General features: G+C 72.5%; 18 protein-coding genes. 9 read left to right on the forward strand and 9 right to left on the reverse strand.

Annotated features, from left to right (window positions below):
- Positions 1–148: 148 nt before the first annotated feature.
- Complete coding sequence (locus tag IEZ24_RS06935; protein ID WP_242498397.1) at positions 149–2,221, forward strand: DNA gyrase/topoisomerase IV subunit B; 2,073 nt, start codon at positions 149–151, stop codon at positions 2,219–2,221.
- A gap of 137 nt (positions 2,222–2,358) precedes the next feature.
- Here IEZ24_RS06935 and IEZ24_RS06940 read toward each other — a convergent pair whose 3' ends face one another.
- Genes IEZ24_RS06940 through IEZ24_RS06955 form a run of 4 tightly spaced genes read right to left on the reverse strand, consistent with a single transcriptional unit; the run spans position 2,359 to position 7,854 of the window.
- Positions 2,359–2,853 (reverse strand): beta-class carbonic anhydrase, encoded by a 495-nt coding sequence (locus tag IEZ24_RS06940; RefSeq protein ID WP_129453861.1) that lies wholly within the window; start codon positions 2,851–2,853, stop codon positions 2,359–2,361.
- Between the two features lie 21 nt (positions 2,854–2,874).
- On the reverse strand, positions 2,875–4,653 hold the full coding sequence (locus IEZ24_RS06945; RefSeq protein ID WP_275938074.1) for an MFS transporter: 1,779 nt from the start codon (positions 4,651–4,653) through the stop codon (positions 2,875–2,877).
- The gene (locus IEZ24_RS06950) at positions 4,650–5,360 is read right to left on the reverse strand and encodes an LppX_LprAFG lipoprotein (RefSeq protein ID WP_165355991.1); all 711 of its coding nucleotides are present in this window, start codon (positions 5,358–5,360) and stop codon (positions 4,650–4,652) included. The genes IEZ24_RS06945 and IEZ24_RS06950 overlap by 4 nt, the downstream gene beginning before the upstream one ends.
- A gap of 4 nt (positions 5,361–5,364) precedes the next feature.
- Positions 5,365–7,854: a DNA gyrase/topoisomerase IV subunit A gene (locus IEZ24_RS06955; protein WP_129453863.1), complete on the reverse strand. Its 2,490-nt coding sequence runs from the start codon at positions 7,852–7,854 to the stop codon at positions 5,365–5,367.
- Positions 7,855–7,956: 102 nt separating this feature from the next.
- Here IEZ24_RS06955 and IEZ24_RS06960 point away from each other — a divergent pair, with 102 nt between their 5' ends.
- Genes IEZ24_RS06960 through IEZ24_RS06970 form a run of 3 tightly spaced genes read left to right on the forward strand, consistent with a single transcriptional unit; the run spans position 7,957 to position 12,438 of the window.
- Entirely contained in the window at positions 7,957–10,680 is a 2,724-nt protein-coding gene (locus tag IEZ24_RS06960) for a bifunctional acetate--CoA ligase family protein/GNAT family N-acetyltransferase (RefSeq protein WP_129453864.1), read from the forward strand.
- Positions 10,681–10,703: 23 nt separating this feature from the next.
- A complete protein-coding gene (locus IEZ24_RS06965) occupies positions 10,704–11,285 on the forward strand; it encodes a DUF5998 family protein (RefSeq protein ID WP_129453865.1) in 582 nt (193 codons plus the stop codon).
- Between the two features lie 10 nt (positions 11,286–11,295).
- On the forward strand, positions 11,296–12,438 hold the full coding sequence (locus IEZ24_RS06970) for an alkaline phosphatase family protein (protein WP_242498398.1): 1,143 nt from the start codon (positions 11,296–11,298) through the stop codon (positions 12,436–12,438).
- 14 nt (positions 12,439–12,452) lie between these two features.
- Here the strand turns inward: IEZ24_RS06970 and IEZ24_RS06975 are convergent, their stop codons facing one another.
- Positions 12,453–13,115, reverse strand: a complete 663-nt coding sequence (locus IEZ24_RS06975) for a thymidine kinase (RefSeq protein ID WP_129453866.1) — start codon at positions 13,113–13,115, stop codon at positions 12,453–12,455.
- A 55-nt stretch (positions 13,116–13,170) separates the two neighbouring features.
- Between IEZ24_RS06975 and IEZ24_RS06980 the strand changes: the two genes are divergently transcribed.
- Positions 13,171–13,998: a sulfurtransferase gene (locus tag IEZ24_RS06980; protein WP_242498399.1), complete on the forward strand. Its 828-nt coding sequence runs from the start codon at positions 13,171–13,173 to the stop codon at positions 13,996–13,998.
- On the opposite strand, the gene IEZ24_RS06985 is transcribed toward IEZ24_RS06980, so the two are convergent.
- Positions 13,999–14,835, reverse strand: a complete 837-nt coding sequence (locus IEZ24_RS06985; protein ID WP_165355992.1) for an MOSC domain-containing protein — start codon at positions 14,833–14,835, stop codon at positions 13,999–14,001. It lies immediately after the preceding gene.
- A 4-nt stretch (positions 14,836–14,839) separates the two neighbouring features.
- Positions 14,840–15,802, reverse strand: a complete 963-nt coding sequence (gene sepH / locus IEZ24_RS22035; protein ID WP_129453869.1) for a septation protein SepH — start codon at positions 15,800–15,802, stop codon at positions 14,840–14,842.
- 106 nt (positions 15,803–15,908) lie between these two features.
- Here sepH and IEZ24_RS06995 point away from each other — a divergent pair, with 106 nt between their 5' ends.
- Entirely contained in the window at positions 15,909–16,544 is a 636-nt protein-coding gene (locus tag IEZ24_RS06995) for a trimeric intracellular cation channel family protein (RefSeq protein ID WP_129453870.1), read from the forward strand.
- A gap of 21 nt (positions 16,545–16,565) precedes the next feature.
- Here IEZ24_RS06995 and IEZ24_RS07000 read toward each other — a convergent pair whose 3' ends face one another.
- Entirely contained in the window at positions 16,566–17,888 is a 1,323-nt protein-coding gene (locus IEZ24_RS07000) for a D-arabinono-1,4-lactone oxidase (protein WP_129453871.1), read from the reverse strand.
- 9 nt (positions 17,889–17,897) lie between these two features.
- On the reverse strand, positions 17,898–19,079 hold the full coding sequence (locus tag IEZ24_RS07005) for an MFS transporter (protein ID WP_165355993.1): 1,182 nt from the start codon (positions 19,077–19,079) through the stop codon (positions 17,898–17,900).
- Positions 19,080–19,112: 33 nt separating this feature from the next.
- On the opposite strand from IEZ24_RS07005, the gene IEZ24_RS07010 reads away from it, so the two are divergent.
- From IEZ24_RS07010 to IEZ24_RS07020, 3 genes are all read left to right on the forward strand, one after another.
- Positions 19,113–20,225, forward strand: a complete 1,113-nt coding sequence (locus IEZ24_RS07010) for a ferrochelatase (RefSeq protein WP_129453873.1) — start codon at positions 19,113–19,115, stop codon at positions 20,223–20,225.
- A complete protein-coding gene (locus tag IEZ24_RS07015; RefSeq protein ID WP_242498400.1) occupies positions 20,222–21,031 on the forward strand; it encodes an inositol monophosphatase family protein in 810 nt (269 codons plus the stop codon). Before IEZ24_RS07010 ends, IEZ24_RS07015 begins: the two co-directional genes overlap by 4 nt.
- A 202-nt stretch (positions 21,032–21,233) precedes the next feature.
- A complete protein-coding gene (locus IEZ24_RS07020; RefSeq protein WP_056600397.1) occupies positions 21,234–21,524 on the forward strand; it encodes a DUF4193 domain-containing protein in 291 nt (96 codons plus the stop codon).
- The last annotated feature ends 270 nt before the right edge of the window (positions 21,525–21,794 follow it).

Here is a 21,794-nt window from a genome sequence, read left to right on the forward strand (position 1 = left end):
CACCCCTCGCTGGCGTTGTCCTCAACCGTGGACGCACCGTTGCAGAAGCGATACCTGTGAGGTGCCCCACGCTAGACCTGCTCATGCGCGCCGCGGGGCAGGCGTGCCTCCGCCGCCGTCCGGCGTGTCGCGGGTAGGTTCTCTCCCTGTGGCAGCACCGTCAGACAACACCTACAACGCAGCTCACCTCCTGGTCCTCGAGGGCCTCGACGCGGTCCGCAAGCGACCGGGCATGTACATCGGCTCGACCGACACGCGCGGGCTCATGCACTGCCTGTGGGAGATCATCGACAACGGCGTCGACGAGGCGCTCGCCGGCGTCGCGCACCTCGTCGAGGTCACGCTGCACGACGACGGGTCCGTCGAGGTCTACGACGACGGGCGCGGCATCCCGACCGACAAGGAGCCCAAGACCGGGCTGTCAGGCGTCGAGGTGGTGGCCACCAAGCTGCACGCCGGCGGCAAGTTCGGCGGCGGCTCGTACGTCGCGACGGGCGGCCTGCACGGCGTCGGCCTGTCCGTGGTCAACGCGCTGTCGTCGCGGATGGACATCGACGTCGACCGCTCGCCGAGCCAGCAGGGCCTGTCGTTCCAGCGCGGCGTGCCCGGCGTCTTCGACGGCGACGGCCCGGACGCGCCGTTCACGCCGCAGTCCGGCCTGACCCGCAAGGGCAAGCGGGTCGCGAAGGGCAGGACCGGCACCCGGATCCGGTTCTGGCCGGACCGCCAGATCTTCACCAAGGACGCCCGCTTCGAGATGGACGGCCTCGTCGGTCGCGCCCGGCAGACGTCCTACATCGTCCCCGGGCTCGAGCTGGTCATCCGTGACCGGCGCTCCGGCGAGATGGTGGAGGAGAAGTTCCGCCACGACGGCGGCATCGCGGAGTTCGTGGAGTTCCTCTCCCACGGCGAGCCCGTGACCGACATCCTGCGCCTGCAGGGCACCGACACCTTCACCGAGACGGTGCCGCTGCTCGACGACAAGGGCCACATGACGCCGCAGGAGGTCGAGCGCGAGCTCTTCGTCGACGTCGCCGTGCGGTGGGACACCGCCTACGACACCGAGGTCCGCTCCTTCGTCAACGTGATCGCCACCCCCAAGGGCGGCACCCACGTCAGCGGCTTCGAGGCGGCGCTGACCAAGACCTTCAACGACGCGATGCGCGCGGCCAAGGTGCTCAAGGCGGCCGACACCGACGTCATCAAGGACGACGTGCTCGAGGGACTGACCGCGGTGGTGACCGTACGCCTGGCCGAGCCGCAGTTCGAGGGCCAGACCAAGGAGATCCTCGGCACCCCCGCGGCGCGCGGCGTCGTACGCAAGGTGGTGGCCGGCGAGCTCAAGTCGTTCCTCACCTCGACCAAGCGGGCCGAGAAGGCGCAGGCCAAGCTGCTGATGGAGAAGGTCGCCGGGGCGTCGAAGACCCGCCTCGCGGCCCGTCAGCACAAGGAGAACCAGCGCCGCAAGAACGCCTTGGAGTCCTCCGCGCTGCCGGCCAAGCTCTTCGACTGCCGCAGCACCGACACCGAGCGCACCGAGCTGTTCATCGTCGAGGGCGACTCCGCGATGGGCACGGCCAAGGCCGCCCGGAGCAGCGAGTTCCAGGCGCTGTTGCCCATCCGCGGCAAGATCCTCAACGTGCAGAAGGCCACCGTCGGCGACATGCTCAAGAACGCCGAGTGCGCCTCGATCATCCAGGTCGTCGGTGCCGGCTCCGGCCGTACGTTCGACCTCGAGGCGGCCCGCTACGGCCGGATCATCCTGATGGCCGACGCCGACTCCGACGGCGCCCACATCCGGTGCCTGCTCGCGACCCTGTTCTTCAAGTACATGCCCGAGCTGGTGCGCGACGGGCGGCTGTTCTCGGCCGTGCCGCCGCTGCACCGCATCGAGCTGTCCAACCCCAAGAAGGGGATGGACAAGTACATCTACACCTATTCCGACGACGAGCTGCAGCGCAAGCTCGCCGAGCTCAAGCGCAAGAACGTCCGCTGGAAGGACCCGGTCCAGCGCTACAAGGGCCTCGGCGAGATGGACGCCGACCAGCTTGCCGAGACGACGATGGACCCGCGCCACCGTACGCTCCGCAAGCTGACGATCGACGACGTCGACGAGGCCAGCAAGGTCTTCGACCTGCTCATGGGCTCCGACGTGGCCCCGCGCAAGGAGTTCATCGTGCAGGGGGCCTACGAGGTCGACGTGGAGGCGCTGGACGCCTGATGGGTCCGGCGAGGCCCGAATCACGCCCCCTCGGTGCGTGTCGACGGCGAGTCGTGGGCGACACGCCGCATCCGAGGTGGCCCAGGTGCGTGTTGCGGCCCCTCGAGGTGGGCCGGCAGCGGTGGACCGGCGACGAGTCAGGCGTGCTGGGTGAGCAGGCCCGTGTCGACGTCGTAGATGAACCCGCCGACCTTGGCACGCTCGCCGATGAGGGGGTGCGTACGCACCTTGTCGACGTCCTCACGCAGCTGGCCGAGCTGGTCGGTGACCACCCCGAAGGACTGCCAGCTGGCGTCGACGCCGGCCGACTCGCCCACGCGGGCGCGGAGGTCGGCCTCGGACGCGGAGGCCATCGCACACCGGGTGTGGGGCACGACCAGCACGCGCTGCACGTTGAGCAGGTGCACGCCCAGGACGAGAGCCTCGAGTGCCTGGGGCGTGACCCGGCCACCGGGGTTGCGGAAGATCTTGGCGTCGCCGTGCTTGAGCCCGAGCATGCGCAGGGGGTCGATGCGGGAGTCCATGCAGGTCACGAGGGCGATGCCGGCATGGGCCTTGCCGTCGAAGCCGCCGAGGTCGAAGGAGTCCGCGAACTCGCGGTTGGCCGCCAACAGGTCGTCGAAGTCGCTCACGAGACCGCAGGTTAGCGCCCCTCAGGCGCCACCGGTGAAGACGTCTCGCGCAGCCAGACGGGTCGGCCTCACCTGGCGGAACAGCACGAGTGCCAGCACGGCGGCGACCACGGCACAGCCGGCGGCACCCCAGAACACCGCGTGCTCCTGGGCGATCCCGGCGACGCGCAGCAGGTCGGAGAACTCCTTGCAGCGGCTCTTGCCGTCGCAGACCTCCTGCACCGGCGGCACCTCGAGCTGCTCGGAGTAGTAGCGGCGCAGGCCGATCGTGGTCAGCGCCGAGATGCCGACGAGCATCCCGACCATCCGCGAGACCACCACGAAGGCGCTCGCGACCCCGTGCACGTCGTCGTCGGTGAAGGCGAGGAGGGCGGCGTTGACCGGGGCGAGCGCGAGCCCGAAGCCGAGGCCGCCGGTGACGAGCGCGACGTTGGCGATCGGCTCCTCGATCGTGGTGAGGCCCCACCGGGTCATCAGGACGAACCCGGTCGCCGCCATCAGCATGCCGACGGCGGTGACGACGCCGGGCGAGAAGCTGCGGATCAGGTAGCCGCCGGCGACCGCCCCGACGGGCAGGGCGATGAGGAAGCGTACGAGGACGAGCGCCGCGGGCAGCTGGTCGTCGGGGTAGACGGTCGTGCGCGCGAAGAGCGGGATGTCGATGAGGGCGGCGATCAGCGCGGCGCCGACGAAGAAGCTGACCAGGAGCGCGCCCCAGGCCGGCGTACGACGCAGCGCGCCGCGGGGGACCAGCGGGCTGGCGGCGCGGCGTACGTGCCAGGCGAAGGCGACCGCGGCGACGGCGGCGCCGAGGAGGTACCACCGGCCGCGGGGCGAGAACACCTCGACCTTGGGGTCGGCGGTGGCGAAGGCGAGGATGACCCCGCCCAGCGCTGCGGCGAGGAGGAGGGCGCCGGCCAGGTCGGCCTCGACCAGGACCCGGCTCCACCCGCGGAGGTCGAGGAGCGGGCGCGGCGCGAACCAGCACCAGGCGACGAGCAGCACCAGCGCGGCCGTGGTGATCGCCCCGATCGGCGTCAGCCAGCGACCGTCGCCGGCGAAGGGGATGAACAGCTGGCCCCAGGTGAGGTCGCGCATGAGCCCGGACGGGCGCAGGAACACGATGGTGGCGCTCGCGAACGTCGCGAGCACCAGCAGGAGTCCGACGACGTCGAGGTGTCGACACCCACGGGGCTCGGGGCTCACCCGCTCGCGGGGGGCGAGGGCGCGGATCGCGGCGGCGAGGACGAGGCCCACGGCGAGGTTGATGGCGAAGATCGCGCGCCAGTCGGAGAAGGCGAGCACGGCGGCGCCGAAGAGCGGGCCGAGCACGGACCCGATCTCCTGCACCGCCGAGACGACGCCGAGCGGAACACCCCGGCGCTCGACGGGGTAGAGGTCGGCGACGAGCGCGAGGGTGGCGGGGACGAGGCCGCCGCCGCCGACGCCCTGGAGGAACCTGCCGGCGACGATGCTGGGCATGTCGTAGGCGACGGTGGTGATCAGCGAGCCGAGCGCGAAGAGGACCAGCGCCATCACGAGCACCGGCACCCGGCCGCGCAGGTCGGCGATGCGGCCGATGAGCGGGAGCATCGCGACGTAGCCGAGCAGGAAGCCGCTGACGATCGGGGCGGCCCGCTGGAGCTGGTCGATCGGCACGCCGACGCCGGTCATCATGTCGGGCAGCGCGAGCACCACGACGTACGTGTCGGCCGCTGCGAACGCGACGGCGACCGCCGCCATCGCGAGGAGCACCCGCGAGGTGCGCGACACCTCCGCCACTCCGGGGGCGACGCTCACGGCGCGGCGATGTCCTTCTCGGTGCCGTAGTCGGCGAAGTCGACGGTGTAGGTCATCGGCTCGGCCCGGGGGTAGAAGACGCCGGTGAGGGTCGCCTTGCGCAGCTCGCCGTCGTCGCTGACCTGCCACTCGACGTCGAAGGAGTCGCCCGACGACGACGGGATGATCGCGTCCATCGCGTCGCCCGGGACGGTGCCGGAGTAGGTGGTGAGGATCTCGGTGTTGTCGGCCCCGCCCCGCACGCTCTCCCCGGCCTCGGGGGACTCGGTGAGGCCGAGCAGGCCCGCGAAGCCGTCCTCGCCGATCAGGCCGGACGGATCGGGGGCGCCGTACTCCTTGGGGTTGACCTTGTCGTAGCCCGGCGTGAACGGGAGCTGGGCGTAGACCGTGTCGTCGACGGCGATCACGGGCACGTCGACGGTCTGCCCGGCGAAGACGACCGTGATCGAGCCCTCGAAGGCCGGCACGTTGGTGACGGTGCCGACCGCGCGGGTGATGCCCGAGACGCCCTCGGGGAGCTGGTCCGTCGAGAGCGTCAGCTCGACCCCGCTGGTCTCGGTCAGGGTGGTGGCCGCGTCGGCGAGGACCTCCTCGGGCGACGCCTCCTCGGCCTCGTCGTCACCCTCGGCGCCGGAGCAGGCAGTCAGCAGCGGGAGGGACAGGAGGACCGCCGCCGCGGTCGTGGCGAGACGTCCGGAGGTGCGCATGGGCTCAGCCTTCCACAGCGGTGGGTGCATCCGCCGACGCCGCCACCTGCGCGGCGACAGGCGACGCCACTGCCGCGATGGGCTGCGGGGCGGGCACCCCCGAGCCGTCGCGGCGGCCGGTGGCCTCGGGCAGCTCGACGGGCGCACCGCTGGCGGCGGCCGCTCGGGCAGGACCGGGGCCTGCCCAGGCGGTCACGAGGGTGTCCTCGCCCTTGAGGAAGCGGTGGCTGCGGACGCCGCCGGTCGCACGGCCCTTGCCGGGGTACTCGCTGAACGGCGTCACCTTCACGGCACCGGCCTCCGTGCCGGGCAGGGCGGTCGAGGAACCGGAGGCCGTGACCACGACGGCCTCGTCGGGGTCGAAGGCGCCGAAGAACGCTACCCGCTGCCCGGCGCCCAGCTTGATGCCGGCCATGCCGCCGCCGGAGCGGCCCTGGGGGCGTACGCCGGACGCGTTGAAGTGGAGCAGCTGGGCGTCGGACGAGATGAAGCAGAGCTCCTCCTCGCCCGTCACGAGCTCGACGGCACCGACGACCTCGTCGCCGTCCTTGAGGCCGATGACCTCCCACTCGTCGCGGTTGAGCACCTCGGGGTTGACCCGCTTGACGACACCGTCGCGGGTGCCGAGCGCGAGGCCAGGGCCCTCGGTGGCCAGCGAGGTCAGCGACAGGGCGCGCTCGCCGTTGTCGAGGGCGATCAGCTCGCTCAGCGACAGCGTGCCCTGGAGGTTCGGGTCGTTGGCGGTCGACGGGAGCTCGGCATTGCCGAGGTCGAGGACCGAGAGCCGGACCAGGCGGCCGCGGTTGGTCAGCACGCCGATCTCGCCGCGCTTGGTCGTGCGGACGGCGGAGACCGTGACGTCGTGGTTGGTGCGGTCGCCGCCACGACCGGGCAGCTGGACGTCCTTCGTGCGGGCCAGCAGCCCGGTGGACGAGAGCAGCACGAAGCAGGGGTCGTCCGCGACCTCGACCGACGTCGCGGCCGTGACGGCCGGCGCGGCGCCGAGCAGGACCGTACGCCGCGGCGTGCCGTGCTCCTTGGCGACGTCTGTGAGCTCGTCGGAGACGACCTTCCGGAGCAGCTTCTCGTCGGCGAGGATCGCGTCGAGGTACTCGATCGTGCGCTCGAGCTCGCTCTTCTCCTTCTCGAGCTCGAGCTTGGAGAACTTGGTGAGCCGGCGCAGCGGCATGTCGAGGATGTAGTCGGCCTGCACCTCGGAGAGCTCGAAGATCTCGATGAGCCGTTCCTTGGCCGCGGCCGCGTTGTCGGAGCCGCGGATCACCTGGATGACCTCGTCGATGTCGAGGATCGCGATGAGGAGGCCGTCGACGAGGTGCAGGCGGTCGGCGGCCTTGGCGCGACGGAACGTCGACCGGCGGCGTACGACGTCGAAGCGGTGGCCGAGGAAGACGTCGAGCATCTGCTTGAGGCCGAGCGTGCGGGGCTGGCCGTCGACGAGGGCCACGGCGTTGATGCCGAAGGAGTCCTCGAGCGCGGTCTGGCGGTAGAGCTGCTCGAGGATCGCCTCGGGCACGAAGCCGTTCTTGACCTCGATGACCAGCCGGAGGCCGTGGTCGCGGTCGCTCAGGTCCTTGATGTCGGAGATGCCCTGGAGCTTCTTGGCGAGCACGAGCTTCTTGATCTGCTCCATCACCCGCTCGGTGCCGACGCCGTAGGGGAGCTCGGTGACGACGATGCCCTTGCGGCGGGCGGACACCGACTCGACCCGTGCCGTGGCCCGCATCTTGAACGTGCCGCGCCCGGACTCGTAGGCGTCCCGGATCCCGTCGAGGCCGACGATCTTGCCGCCGGTCGGCAGGTCGGGGCCCGGGATGAACCGCATGAGGTCGTCGAGCGAGGCCTTCGGGTGGGTGATCAGGTGCTTGAGGGCCTGGACCACCTCGACGAGGTTGTGCGGGGCGATGTTGGTCGCCATGCCGACCGCGATGCCGGCGGAGCCGTTGACCAGGAGGTGCGGGATGGCGGCCGGCAGGACCACGGGCTCCATCTCGCGGGAGTCGTAGTTGGGCTTGAAGTCGACGGTGTCCTCGTCGATCGACGCCGTCATCGCCACCGCGGCGGGCGCCATCCGGCACTCGGTGTAGCGCATCGCGGCGGGGGAGTCGTCAGGCGAGCCGAAGTTGCCGTGCCCGTCGACGGTCCGCAGCCGCATGGACCAGGGCTGCGCCATCCGTACGAGGGCGTCGTAGATCGCGCCGTCGCCGTGCGGGTGCAGGCGGCCCATCACCTCGCCGACGACGCGGGCGCTCTTGACGTGCCCGCGGTCGGGACGCAGGGACATGTCGTCCATCGTGTAGAGGATCCGGCGCTGCACGGGCTTGAGGCCGTCGCGCGCGTCGGGCAGCGCCCGGGAGTAGATGACCGAGTAGGCGTACTCCAGGAACGACGTCTGCATCTCGTCGCGGATGTCGGTGTCGAGGATGTGCTCCTCGAAGTCGTCCGGGAGGGGCTCCTGCTTCGTGCGTCGTGCCATGGGGCGCATTCTCCCCGGTGGCCGGGCGTCAGCGGCCGGGGGCACGCCGGTGAACCCTCCTTCGGTGGTCGCAGAGGCCGAACCTGCCGATACATTGCTGTCGTGACCGAAGCGGACGCGGCAACGGACGAGGTGGGGGTGACGCCCGCGCCCCGGCACTGGGAGGCGGACGTCCTGCTGCGGGACGGGCGCACGGCCCACATCCGGCCGATCCAGCCCGAGGACCGCGAGCTGCTCGTCGAGTTCTACAGCCGGGTCTCCGACCAGTCGAAGTACTACCGCTTCTTCTCGCCGATGCCCGAGCTCTCCGAGCGCGACCTCGACCGGTTCACCAAGGTCGACCACCGCGACCGGGTCGCGATGATCCTCACCGTGGCCGGGCAGATGATCGCGGTCGGCCGCTACGACACGATCCGGCCGGGCTACGCCGAGGTCGCCTTCCTCGTCGAGGACAGGCACCAGGGCCGCGGGATCGGCCAGCTGCTGCTCGAGCACCTCGCCCAGGCGGGACGCGAGCGGGGGATCGAGGAGTTCGTCGCGGAGGTGCTGCCCGACAACCAGGCGATGATCCACACGTTCAAGGACGCCGGCTACCAGGTCAAGAGCGCCTTCGAGGACGGCGTGATGGAGCTGGTCTTCCGCATCGACCCGACCGACACGGCTATCGGGGTGATGGAGCAGCGCGAGCACCGCGCCGAGTACGCCTCGATCGAGCGGTTCTTCTCGCCGAAGTCGGTGGCGATCATCGGCGCCAGCCGCCGGCAGGACACCATCGGACGCGCGCTCGTACGCCACCTCGTGCTCGGCAACTTCACCGGCCGCATCCACGTGGTGAACCCCAGCGCCGACTCCGTGTCGGGCATGCCGGCGTGGAAGTCGGTGGGGGAGATCCCCGGCGACGTCGACGTCGCGATCGTCGCCGTGCCGGCCGAGTCCGTCCAGGACGTCGTCCTCGACTGCGCCGCCAAGGGCGTCCACGGCCTCGTGGTGATCTCGTCGGGCTTCGCCGAGACAGGTGAGGAGGGCCGGATGCGGCAGCGCCGCCTCGTCGGCCTGTCCCGCTCGTACGGCCTGCGCCTGATCGGCCCCAACGCGCTCGGCATCATCAACACCGACCCCGAGGTGCAGCTCAACGCCTCGCTCTCGTCGGTGATGCCGCCCCGCGGCCGCGCGGGCTTCTTCTGCCAGTCCGGCGCGCTCGGGTCGGCGATCCTGGAGAAGGTCCAGAACCGCGGGCTCGGCCTGACCACGTTCGTCAGCGCCGGCAACCGCGCCGACGTCTCCGGCAACGACCTCCTCCAGTACTGGGAGGAGGACGACGCCACCGAGGTGGTGCTGCTCTACCTCGAGTCGATCGGCAACCCGCGCAAGTTCTCCCGCATCGCCCGTCGCGTCAGCCGGCGCAAGCCGATCGTCGCGGTCCGGTCGGGGCGCAGCTCCCAGGGCGTGCCGATGGGGCACGCCGTGCGCAAGATCGGGGCGCCCGGCGAGGCCGTCGACGCGATGTTCCGCCAGGCGGGGATCATCCAGGTCGAGTCGCTGGAGGAGATGTTCGACGTCGCCCAGCTCCTCGCCCACCAGCCGCTGCCGCGCGGGCGCCGGGTCGCGATCGTCGGCAACTCCGACGCCCTCGGGCTGCTCGCCGCCGACGCCGCCAACTCGGTGGGCCTCGTCGTCAACCGCCAGGAGGCGCTGGGAGCCGACGCGACCGCCGAGGACTTCGAGGACGCCCTCGACGCGGCGATCGACGACCCCGAGGTCGACGCGGTCGTCGCGATCTTCATCCCGCCGCTCAACGTCGCCGGAGCCCGTGAGGACGTCGCCAACGTGCTCGCCGCCGTCGGTGAGCAGTCCGACAAGCCGATCGTGTCGACCTTCCTCGGCACCGAGGGCGTCCCCGAGCTGCTGCGCGTGCCGGACGTCGCCGGGTCGAGCGCGGGCCGCGGGTCGGTGCCGTCCTACCCGGCGGTCGAGGCGGCCGTCCGGGCGCTCGCGCACGTCGTCGAGTACGCCGTGTGGGTCCGGGTGCCGCAGGCCACGGTGGCCGAGCCCGGGGTCAACGACCTCGACGCCGCTCGCCACCTGGTCAACGAGGTGCTGATGCGCCACCCCGAGGGGCGCGACCTCGACTTCGACGAGCAGAACCGGCTGCTCCGCGCCTACGGCATCGACCTGTGGGACACCTACGCCGTGGCCTCCCTCGACGAGGCGACCGCTGCCGGCGAGGCCCTCGGCTGGGACGTGGTGCTCAAGGCGACGGCCGACCACCTCCGCGACCGGCCCGACCTCGCCCATGTGTGGCGCAACATCGACACGCCCGAGGAGATGACCGACGCCTGGTCCTCGCTCAACACGCTCATCACCGACCCGGACCGGGCCGGGTTCGTCGTGCAGCGCAACGCGCCTCCGGGCGTGCCGGTGACGATCGCGACGATGGAGGACCCGCTCTTCGGCCCGGTCCTGTCGTTCGGCATCGGCGGTCCGCTCACCGAGCTGCTGGGCGACCGGTCGTTCCGGATCCCGCCGCTGGCCGACCACGACGCGCAGGACATGGTGCGGGAGATCAAGGCGTCCCCCCTGCTCTTCGGCTACCGCGGCAGCGAGATCGTCGACGTCGCCCAGATCGAGCGCCTGGTGCGTCAGGTGGCCCAGCTCCAGCACGACCTCCCGCAGGTCCGGGCCCTCCAGCTGCCGCTCGTGCTGGCCGGAGCCGAGGGGGCGACGGTGCTCGGTGCGAGCGTACGGGTGGAGCCGGTGAAGGACCCCCGCTCGGACTGGTTCGTACGCCGGCTCAGCACGATGCCCGGGGACACGCTGCCCGACTGACCCGCGCGTGACAGACTGCTGTCATGCCCCGCTCCACCCGTGACGCGGACGTCTCCCACGACCTCCGCCAGGCGATCCACCGCACCGGCTACTACCCCGAGGTCGTGGCCGACGGCGTCTTCTCCGCCGCCGGCGGCGAGGAGGTGCTCTCCTACTTCGTCCACCACGAGACGACGTTCGACCACGAGGAGGTGCGCCGGCACCTGACGGCGCTCCTGCTCACGCCCACCCGCCTCGTGATCGCCCACACCGACGAGCACCCCGGCGACGACCTCCTGCCCGAGCCCTACACCTCCACCACCACCGAGGCGGTCACGCTCACCTCGATCCGCACGGTGGTCGTCACGCGGATGGTGGCCAACCCCACGGCCGGGGTCGCCCCGCCCGCCGAGGCCGTGCTGACGATCGGCTGGGGAGGGGTGGGTCGGCTCGACCTCGAGCCCGCGGCCTGCTCGGACCCCAGCTGCGACGCCGACCACGGCTACACCGGCACCCTGGCGGGCGACGACTACACGCTGCGGGTGTCCGCGGCGGCCGAGGGCGCCGACGCGGTGGCCGGGCTGCTCGCCTTCTCCGACGCGCTCTCGGCGCGCACGCGCGGCTGACCCCCCGACGGTGACGACCGACCCCGGTCCGGACGCCTCGGCCTTCACCCTGCCGGCCTACGGCGAGCGCTCGCTGGCCGACGTCGTGCCGGCGGTCGCCCGGGCGCTCGGCACGCCGCTCGACGGCCACCCCGGCGGCTTCGAGCTGCCCCCGGCCCCGTCCTACGTCGTCTTCCTCGTCGACGGCATGGGCGCCGAGCTGCTCGCGCGCCACGCGCACGCCGCGCCCTACCTCTCCGCGCTCCTCGACGGCGCCGCCACCGGCACCGCGGGGGTGCCGTCGACGACGGCCACGTCGCTGACCTCGCTGGGCACCGGGCTGGTCCCGGGCGCGCACGGCCTGGTGGGCTTCACCGCCCGGATCCCTGGCACCGACCGCCTGCTCAACCACCTCTGGTGGGACAAGACCGTCGACCCCGTCGAGTGGCAGCCGCACCCGACCGCCTTCGGGCGGCTGGCGCACGCCGGCGTCCACGTCACCTCCGTCAACAAGCGCGACTTCGACGGCTCCGGCCTCACGCTCGCCTCGCAGCGCGGGGCGACGTACGTCGGCGCGGACCGCGTCGGCGAGCGGATCGCGGCGACCGTGGGCGCGTCGGCGGACCAGCCGTCGCTGACCTACGTCTACGACTCGGACCTCGACTGGACCGGCCACAAGTTCGGCGTCGCCTCGACCCAGTGGCTCCAGCAGCTCGCGATGGTCGACGCGGAGGCCGAGCAGCTGCGGGAGGCGCTGCCCTCGTCCACCCGGCTCCTCGTGGTCGCCGACCACGGGATGGTCGACAGCCCGCGCGAGGCGCGGATCGACGTCGACGAGGTCGCCGGGATGCGGGACGGGGTGTCCCTGCTGGGCGGCGAGGCCCGCTTCCGTCACCTCTACTGCGCGGCCGGTGCGGTCGACGACGTGGTCGGCGCGTGGCGCGAGGTCCTCGGGGCGCGGGCCACCGTCGTCACCCGCGAGGACGCCATCGCCCGCGGCTGGTTCGGCGCGGTGCAGCCCGGCGTGCTGCCGCGGCTGGGCGACGTGATGGTCGCCTGCCACGACGAGACGGCGATCATGTCGACCCGGGACTTCGCCTACGAGGACACCCTGGTCGGGCTCCACGGCTCGCTGACGTCGACGGAGATGCTGATCCCCATCCTCGTGGGCTGACGCGCGGGCGCGTCTCAGCCGAACGGCAGCGGTTCCGGCGCGAGGCTGACCGCCTTGGCCCGCGCCGCGGTGAGGCGGCGGCGGTGGTGCTGGCGGCAGAGCACCTCGTAGGCCACCTCCTGGGGGCCGGCGGGCGACTCGTCGGCCGGCTCGACGTCGCCGACGACGATGACCTCGCCGTCGGTGACCATCGCACCGTTCTCGGTGCGCGCGTTGTGGGTGGCGCGCTTGCCGCACCAGCACAGCGCCTCGACCTGGAGGACGTTCATCCGGTCGGCGAGCTCGACGAGCCGGGCGCTGCCGGGGAACAGCAGCGAGCGGAAGTCGGTGAGGATGCCGAAGGCGAAGACGTCGATCTGGAGCTCGTCGACGACCTTCGCGAGCTGGTCGATCTGCTCGGACGAGTAGAACTGGGCCTCGTCGCAGATGAGGTAGTCGATCCGGCCGCCGCGGGTGAGGGAGTCGACGACGTACTTCCAGAAGTCGAAGTCGGCGTCGACCTCGAGCGCGTCGTGGGTGAGCCCGAGACGGCTGGAGAGCACCGCCTGGCCGGAGCGGTCGTGGGTGGTGAAGATCCGGCCGACGCGTCCTCGGGCGGCGTGGTTGTGGTTGGTCTGGAGCGCCAGCGTCGACTTGCCGGAGTCCATCGTGCCCGTGAAGAAGTGCAGTTCAGCCATGTCCCGGCGAATCCTGTCACAGGGACCGTCCGCGGCGACGGCTACCGTGCCGCGTGTGGACGACGACTTCGCAACGGGACCACTGATCAGCCCCGACGAGCTGGCTGCCGCGCTGGGCCGCGTCACCGTCCTCGACGTGCGCTACGTCATGGGCGGGCCGGCCGGACGCGGCGAGCACGCGGCGGGCCACGTGCCGGGAGCGGCGTACGTCGACCTCGACGAGGACCTCGCCGGCCCTCCGGGCAGGGGCGGGCGTCACCCGCTGCCCGACGAGGCCCGGTTCGCGGGGGCGATGCGGCGCGCCGGCGTCCGCGCCGACCGTCCGGTCGTGGCCTACGACGACTGGCAGGGACGGGCCGCGGCGCGGGCCTGGTGGCTGCTGCGCTTCCACGGCCACCCCGACGTACGCGTGCTGGACGGCGGGTGGACGGCGTGGCGTGAGGCGGGCCATGTCGTCGAGACGGGGGAGACGGCGCCCGAGCCGGGTGACTTCGTCGTCTCGCCGACCAAGCGGATGCCCGCGATCGGTGTCGAGGAGGTCCTCGGGGTCGACGTGCTCGTCGATGCGCGGGCGCCGGAGCGGTTCCGTGGCGAGACCGAGCCGGTCGACCCGGTCGCCGGCCACGTCCCCGGCGCGGTCAACGTGCCGACCACGGCCAACCTCGACGACCGCGGCCGGTTCCTCCGTCCGGAACGGCTGCGCGAGGCGTACGCCGGGGTGGGCGCCGACGCGGCGGCCAGCGTCGCCGCCTACTGCGGCTCCGGCGTGACCGCCGCCCACGACGTCCTCGCGATGGAGGTCGCCGGGATCCGGGCCGCGCTCTACCCCGGCAGCTGGAGCGAGTGGGTCACCGACCCGTCGCGACCCGTCGAGACGGGGTGATCACTCCGCCCGGACCTCGTCGCCGACGCTGATGCGTCCCGGTGCCTCCGGGACTAGGTGCACCGCGAAGAGCGTCTTGCCGTCGACCAGGCGGTGGCGGGCCAGCGTGCGGGTCGGTTCCTTCGAGGTCGTCAGCGTGACGGGGTCGATCGTGGCCATCATGCAGCGCCCGACCGGCTTGCCGACCCGGAACGGGACGTCACCGACCACGACACGCGACCAGCCGTCCTCGCCGAACGGTTCGTCGCCGTCGACGACCAGGTTGGCGCGGAAGCGCTCGATCGGCAGCGGCTCCGGCGGCTCCTCGCCGAGCTCGAGCGACCGCTCGACGATCCAGTCGTTGAGCCGGCGCAGGGAGGCGATCGAGGCGATCGTGACCGGGAACGCGTCGGCGAACGCCGTGTGGTCGCCCGGCTCGGAGAACCCGGGCTGGAGGGTGCGGCGCGACGGGTCGTGGCACCAGACGAGGCGTACGTCGTCCCGGCCGAGGACGTCGCGCAGCCACCCGTCGGCCTCGGCGCCGGCGGGCCGGGCACGGAGGTCGAGGGAGAACAGCCGGACGTCGACCGGCTCGTCGTCCGGGACGGCGACCTGGAGGTCGGGCATCCCGGGGGTGCGCAGGCGCAGGCCTGCCGGGACGGCGGGATCAGTGGCCGGGGTGTCCGCGACGACCGTGAACAGCCGGGGTGCCTCGCGGGCCGAGACGAGCCGCCCCTCACCGTCCACGAGCATCCAGGAGCGGTCGTCGGCCAGCCCGCGCGGCTGCACGGTCGTCGACGGGATCGAGCGGATGGTGCCGGACTTGAGCGGGTGGACGTCGATCTGGAGCAGGCGCAAGGCGTCAGTCGCTCTTGCCGCCGCCGAACATGATCTCGTCCCAGCTCGGCACCGATGCGCGTCCACGCTTCTTCGCGGGCCTGGGCTTGGGGTCGGCCGGAGCCTCCGCGGCCGGGTCCTGCGGCGCCTGCGTGGTGTCGTCCCGTCCCCGGTCCCGGTCCGGCTCGTCCAGGTAGGCCTCCACCGGCTGCTCGGTGCCCAGGTCCGCCCCGGGGAGCTCCATCGTGGTCTCCGTGGCCGACTCGTCGTCGGTGACCATCTCGATCGCGTCGTCCCCGAGGGACAGGTCACCGAGGGGTACGTCGCCGCCCACCGCGCTGAGCCGGCGCTGGCGCGCGGCGGCGAGGTCGTCGGCCGCGGGGGAGTCGGCGGAGGAGGAGGCGGGTGCAGGCGGCGCGACGTCGCCGATGAGCCACCGGGCGTCCTCGTCGTCGACCGTCACGAAGCTGCCGCGCGGGTCGTGGGAGAAGGTCGCGGTGCCGACCCGGCCGGCCACCTCGTACAGGGCCGTCAGGGTCCAGCGGCCGTCCTCGCGACGCCAGGCGTCCCACTCGACGCTGTCGGGGTCGACGTTGTGCGAGCGCAGGTGGGCGTTGACGGCCTCACCGAGGGTGCGCGCCCCGGACTCCCCGCTGCGGCGTCGCATCGAGGCGAGCTGGGCACGCTGGGCCACGTGGGCACGCTCGGCCAGGACGGGCGCGGCGAAGGCCATGATCTTCTCGACCGACGTGCCGGCGGCGTGCGCCACCGCCTCGGGGCTCTCGCCCGCGCGGATGCGCATCTGGATGTCGCGGGGGCGGAGGCTTGATTCCATCGGGATCTCCAACTGGCCGTTGCTTTCGGGCGTGCTCGACAGGGCCCTGCGGAGCCGGGCGTCGATCGCCAGGGTGTGCTCCTGGCCCGACTCGTCCACCAGCAGCAGGCGCTTGCCGTCCCCGCTGCGTCCGGTGAACGTCAGCTTGGCCATCGACAGCGGGCTCCTGCCTGGTGCGTGGGTCGGGTGGTCCCGTCGAGCCTACGCCAGCGTCGTGCCCGGGGAGCGTCACGCCCGCGGCGCGCCTTAGGCTTCCGTCGTGCCCGAGACGGAGTTCGCGACGACGCTCGTCGTGCTGGACCTCGTCGGCATCTTCGTCTTCGCGGTCGCCGGCGCGCTGGTCGCGGTCCGCAAGAACCTCGACCTGTTCGCGGCGCTCGTGCTCGGTGGCGTCACCGGGCTGGGCGGCGGCTTCATCCGCGACGTCCTGATCGGCGCGACACCGCCCGCGGCCCTCGCGGACTGGCGCTACATCCTGGTCCCGGTCGCCGCCGGCCTGCTGACCTTCGTCTTCCACCCGACCGTGGGGCGGCTCGAGCGGCCGGTCGCGCTGCTGGACGCCTTCGGGCTGGCCCTCTTCTGCGTCACCGGGGCGCTCAAGGCGGTCGACTACGGCCTCGACCCGCTGCCCGCCGCGCTCATGGGCATGGTGACCGGCATCGGCGGCGGGATGATCCGCGACGTCCTGGCGGGCAGCGTCCCGGTGATCTTCGAGGGCGTCCTCTACGCCACGCCGGCACTTGCAGGTGCCGCCGTCGCGGTGCTCCTCGACCGCACCGACCTTCCCCTCGTCGTGGTCGCCGCGGCGGGCTTCACGACCTGCCTCGGCTGGCGGCTGCTGGCCATGGTCCGGGGCTGGCGCGCGCCGCTGCCCAAGGGCCCGGCCAACGTCTGAGCCCAGGGTCGCCGACTGCCCTCAGTCGCCCAGGATCCGGCGCAGGTGCTCGTTGGCGAAGACCCGGTCCGGGTCCAGCCGGTCGCGCAGGGCAAGGAAGTCGCCGAACCGGTCGTACGACGGCGCGAGGTCGGCGGCCGTCCGCGTGTGGAGCTTGCCCCAGTGCGGCCGCCCGCCGGCGTCGCGCAGGATCGGCTCGAGGCCGCCGAAGTAGTCCCGGTGGTCGGTGCCGGCCGGGACGTGGAAGGCGAGGTAGACGGTGTCGCGCCCGTAGGACGTGGACAGGGGGATGTCGTCGGCCCGGGCGGTGCGGACCTCGACGGGGAACGCGATCCGCCAGTCGCTCGCGTCGATCACGCGGCGGCACTCGCGCAGCACGTCGAGGCCGACCTCGCGCGGGACGGCGTACTCCATCTCCCGGAAGCGCACCCGGCGCGGCGTCACGAAGACCCGGTGCGCGAGGTCGCTGTAGCGGCGCTCGGACTGCGCGCGTCCCGCGACGCGGTTGATGTGGGGGACCAGCGCGGGCGCGCGCTCGCCGAGGCGGCACAGGCCCCCGAAGACGGTGTTGGACACGAGCTCGTCCTCCCACCACGCCGCGGCCCGGGACGGCGGCTGCTGCTCCCCGGGGTCGAGGTCGGTGCGGACGTTCTGCTTCACCATCAGCCGGTCGGTGTGGGGGAACCAGTAGAGGTCGACGTGGTGCGCGGCGGCCACCATGTCGTCGTACGCCGCCAGCCCGCGGTCCCAGGTCATCGGCTGCTCGTGCGCCTCGAGGACGAAGAGCGGCTCGACGTGGAAGGTCAGGCTCGTGAGGATGCCGAGCGCGCCGAGCCCGACGCGCGCCACCTCGAAGACGTCCGGGTTCTCGGTCGCGGACGCGCGCACGACCTCGCCGGTGCCGGTCACGAGCTCGAGGCCGGCCAGCTGCGCGGCGAGACCCGCAGCGGTGCCGCCGGTGCCGTGGGTGCCGGTCGACGTCGCCCCGGCGAGGGTCTGCTCGGCGATGTCGCCCATGTTGTGCAGCGACAGGCCGAGCCGCTCGAGGGCGAGGTTGAGGTCCGTCAGCGCGGTGCCCGCGCGGGCGGTCACCGTCATCGCTGTGCGGTCGACCGCCAGGATCCCTGCGAGCCCGTCGGGGCACAGGAGCGTGTGCTCCGGTGCCGCGATCGCGGTGAAGCTGTGCCCGGTGCCGGTCATCTTGACGGTGCGGCCGGCGGCGCGCGCCCGGCGTACGGCGTCGACGACCTCCTCCACCGACGTGGGGGTCTCGACGTGGCGGGGCACCGCCTCCTCGAGTCCGGACCAGTTGCGCCACAGGTGGCCGCGCACGGCAGAGGTCATGGCCGCACGCTAGGGCATCCGGTGCGTCGGACGGGCCGTCTGCGCGGCGAGGGCGCCGAGGACGCCGCCCGCCAGCGCGACGGCGTACGCCGCCGAGGCGCCGCTGTGGTCGACGACGAACCCGGCGATGCTGGCGCCGGGCGCCACGCCGGCGACGATGCCCGTGTGCAGGACCGCCATCCCCTCGGTGAGGCGACCGGGCGGGACGCCCTGCTCGACCATCGTCATCGCGCTGATCATGGTGGGGGCGATCGCGAGACCGCCGACCAGCAGCACGACCGCCATCAGCGGGACCGAGGAGACGAACATCAGGGGGGCCATGGCGAGCGCCATCGCGGCGGATCCCCAGCGCAGGCGTACGTCGGGGCCGCTGCGCCACACGATCGCCCCGGTGACCAGGCCGGCGACGAGGCTGCCGAAGGACCAGGCGGCCAGCAGCCAGCCGGCGACCCAGCGTTGCCCCTGCTCCTCGGCGAACGCGACGGTCGTGACCTCCGCGGCGCCGAAGAGCGCGCCGAGGGTGAGGCAGACGAGCGCCAGCGGCAGGACGAGCCGCCACGGCATCGGGCTCGGCACGCCGGTCGGTGAGCTGCGCCCGGCGGGCGGCTCCGTGCGTCGCTGGACGGCGAGGGCGAAGGTGCCCAGCACGCCGCTCACCACGGCGCACGTGAGCCCGGCGACGGGGTGCCAGCCGGTCGCGAGGAGGGTCACCAGGACCGGTCCGACGACGAAGACGACCTCGTCGAGGACGGCCTCGAGGGCGAACGCCGTCTGCTTCTCCCCGGGCTCGTCGAGCAGGTGGGACCAGCGGGTGCGGACGCTGGCGCCGACCTGGGGGAGCGAGGCGCCGGCGAGGGCGGCGAAGACGTACGTCCACGCGCGCGGCCAGTCCTGCTCGACCGCGAGCATCATCAGCCCGAGCCCTGCGCCGAAGAGCGAGATGGCGAGCGGCAGCACCCGGGACTGGCCGAAGTGGTCGACCCAGCGACCGTGCAGCACGGCGAAGGCCGCTTCCGCCAGCACGAACACCGCGGCGACCGTGCCGGCCAGGCCGTAGGAGCCCGTGCGCTCCTCGACCAGCAGCACGATCCCGAGCCCGACCATGGAGATCGGCAGCCGCGCCACGAGTGCGGCGCTGCTGAACGCGAAGGCGCCCGGGCGCGCCAGCACCCAACGGTAGGAGTCGAGCATCAGGCGCATGGTAGGCGCCTCTACGCTGGCGTCATGAATCCTGCGGGTCCCGACGTGAAGCCGTACGACGCGCTGCTGGTGCTCTCCTTCGGAGGCCCCGAGAAGCCCGAGGACGTGGTGCCGTTCCTGGAGAACGTCACCCGTGGGCGGGGCATCCCGCGCGAGCGGTTGGCCCAGGTGGGGGAGCACTACTTCCTCTTCGGTGGCAAGAGCCCGATCAACGACCAGAACCGTGCGCTCATCGCGGCGCTGGAGAAGGACTTCGACGCAGAGGGCATCGACCTTCCGATCTACTTCGGCAACCGCAACTGGGACCCCTACCTCGCCGACACGCTCGCGCAGATGACCGCCGACGGCGTGCAGCGCGCCGCGGTCTTCGCCACCTCGGCCTACTCGTCGTGGTCGTCGTGCCGGCAGTACCGCGAGAACCTCTTCGACGCCGTCGAGCAGACCGAGGGTGCCCCGCGGCTCGACAAGCTCCGGCAGTACTACAACCACCCGGGCTTCATCGAGCCTGCCGTCGACGCCTGCCTCGCGGCGCTCGCAGAGCTCCCCGACGGGGGCGACCGGGCACGGCTGGTCTTCGTCACCCACTCGATCCCGACCGAGATGGCCGAGACCAGCGGCTCGCTCGACCCCGAGGGCCAGCCGCGCGGTGCCTACGTCCGCCAGCACCGCAGCGCCGTCGACGAGGTCGCACGCCGGGTGCGTGAGGTGACGGGTCGCGCCCACCGCCACGACCTCGTCTACTGCTCCCGCTCGGGGGCGCCGTCGACGCCGTGGCTCGAGCCGGACGTCAACGACCACCTCGAGGAGCTCGCCACCGATGGCGTGAGCGGGGTCGTGCTCGTGCCCATCGGCTTCGTCTCCGACCACATGGAGGTCATCTACGACCTCGACACCGAGGCCATGGCGACCGCGGAGCGGCTCGGCCTCCAGACGGTGCGCGCGGCGACCGCCGGGACCGACCCGCGCTTCGTGGCCATGATCCGCGAGCTCGTGCTCGAGCGTGCCGCCGCCGAGCGCGGGGAGTCGCCCGTACGCCCGGCGCTGGGGTCGCTGCCCGCCGGACCGGACCTCTGCGGTGCCGGCTGCTGCCCGAACCCGCGTGGACCGCGCCCGGCCCTGTGCGGACGAGACTCGTGACCGCGAGCCCACCCGAGCTGCGCGACCTCGCCCGCTCGTTCGCCCACGAGGGCGCCGGGCTGGCGCGCGGGATGCGGCGTGAGGGGATCGAGGTCGCCGACACCAAGACCAGCGCCGTCGACGTCGTCACCGAGGCCGACCGCGCGGTCGAGGCCCTCATCCGCTCACGCATCACAGCCCTTCGGCCCGACGACGCCATCCTCGGCGAGGAGGGCGACGACCGCCCCGGCACCTCGGGCGTCCGGTGGGTGGTGGACCCGATCGACGGGACGGTCAACTACCTCTACGGCCTGCCGGACTGCGCGGTCTCGATCGCTGCCGAGGTCGACGGCGAGGTGGTCGCCGGAGCCGTGGTGGCCATCCCGACGGGTGTCGAGTACGCGGCGGCGCTGGGCAACGGGGCCACCCGTGACGGCCGGCCGATCGCCGTACGCCCCTCGCCCCCGCTGGCCGAGCGCCTCGTGCTGACAGGCTTCGGCTACCAGCGTGAGGTGCGCGAGCACCAGGCAGGGTGTGTGGCCAGCTTGCTGCCCGAGGTGCGCGACATCCGCCGGATGGGGTCGTGCGCGCTCGACCTGTGCCACGTCGCCGACGGGAGCGGCGACGCCTATGTGGAGGCCGGTCCGCAGCCCTGGGACTGGTCCGCGGGAGGACTGGTGCTCCGGGAGGCCGGTGGACGGTTCGAGCTGCTGGACGGGACGTTCACCCTCGGCACGCACGCGGTTCGCAACGTGGTCGTGGGCACCCCGGCCGACGGCTGGGACAGCTTCGTCGAGGCACTCGGGCGGGCCGGCTTCCTCGCCTGACCCCACACCCCGAGAGGTGGTCCGGCTCACCCCGGTCGCCGGGGAATAGTGGGGGGTCGTCCACTGTTCACGCGACACGTTGCGGACCGGCTCACCAAGGAACCGGTTCATGGTGCACAATCTGGCGCCGACGACGCGCACAAATGGACACGGCTCGCCGCGATCCGGCTGGCACGTGACCACTGCAGGGGAGAGGGATCCGATGGCCACCGACTACGACGCACCACGCAAGTCCGAGGAGGACCAGAGCGAGGAGAGCATCGAGGAGCTCAAGGCCCGCCGCCACGACAAGAACTCAGGCAAGGTCGACGAGGACGAGACCGAAGCGGCCGAGTCCTTCGAGCTCCCGGGTGCCGACCTGTCGCACGAGGAGCTCGCAGTCGAGGTGATGCCTCGTCAGGACGACGAGTTCACGTGCATGAGCTGCTTCCTGGTGCACCACCGCTCGCAGCTGGCCGATGAGAAGAAGCTCATCTGCCGCGACTGCATCTGAGCAGGCACCAGCCTCCGTCTCGCGTCCAGCGCCCGCCCCGCTCCGGGTCGGGCGCTGTGTCGTCCCGGACCCGTTACGTCCCCGGTCTGCGCTCAGCTCCGCCGGTCTCCGCGCTCAGACTGGGCGCAGGTGTCGGATCTGCTGGCGTCGGATCTCCTGGCGTCGTCGTTCGAGCTGTTCCTCGCGCCACTCGACCTCGGCGACGAACTGGTGCACGGCCGGATGGTCGACCGGGACCCCCCACCGCTCTCGCTCGCGGCGCCGGTCGTG

Source organism: Nocardioides ganghwensis (assembly GCF_014779655.1).
Classification (GTDB): domain Bacteria; phylum Actinomycetota; class Actinomycetes; order Propionibacteriales; family Nocardioidaceae; genus Nocardioides; species Nocardioides ganghwensis.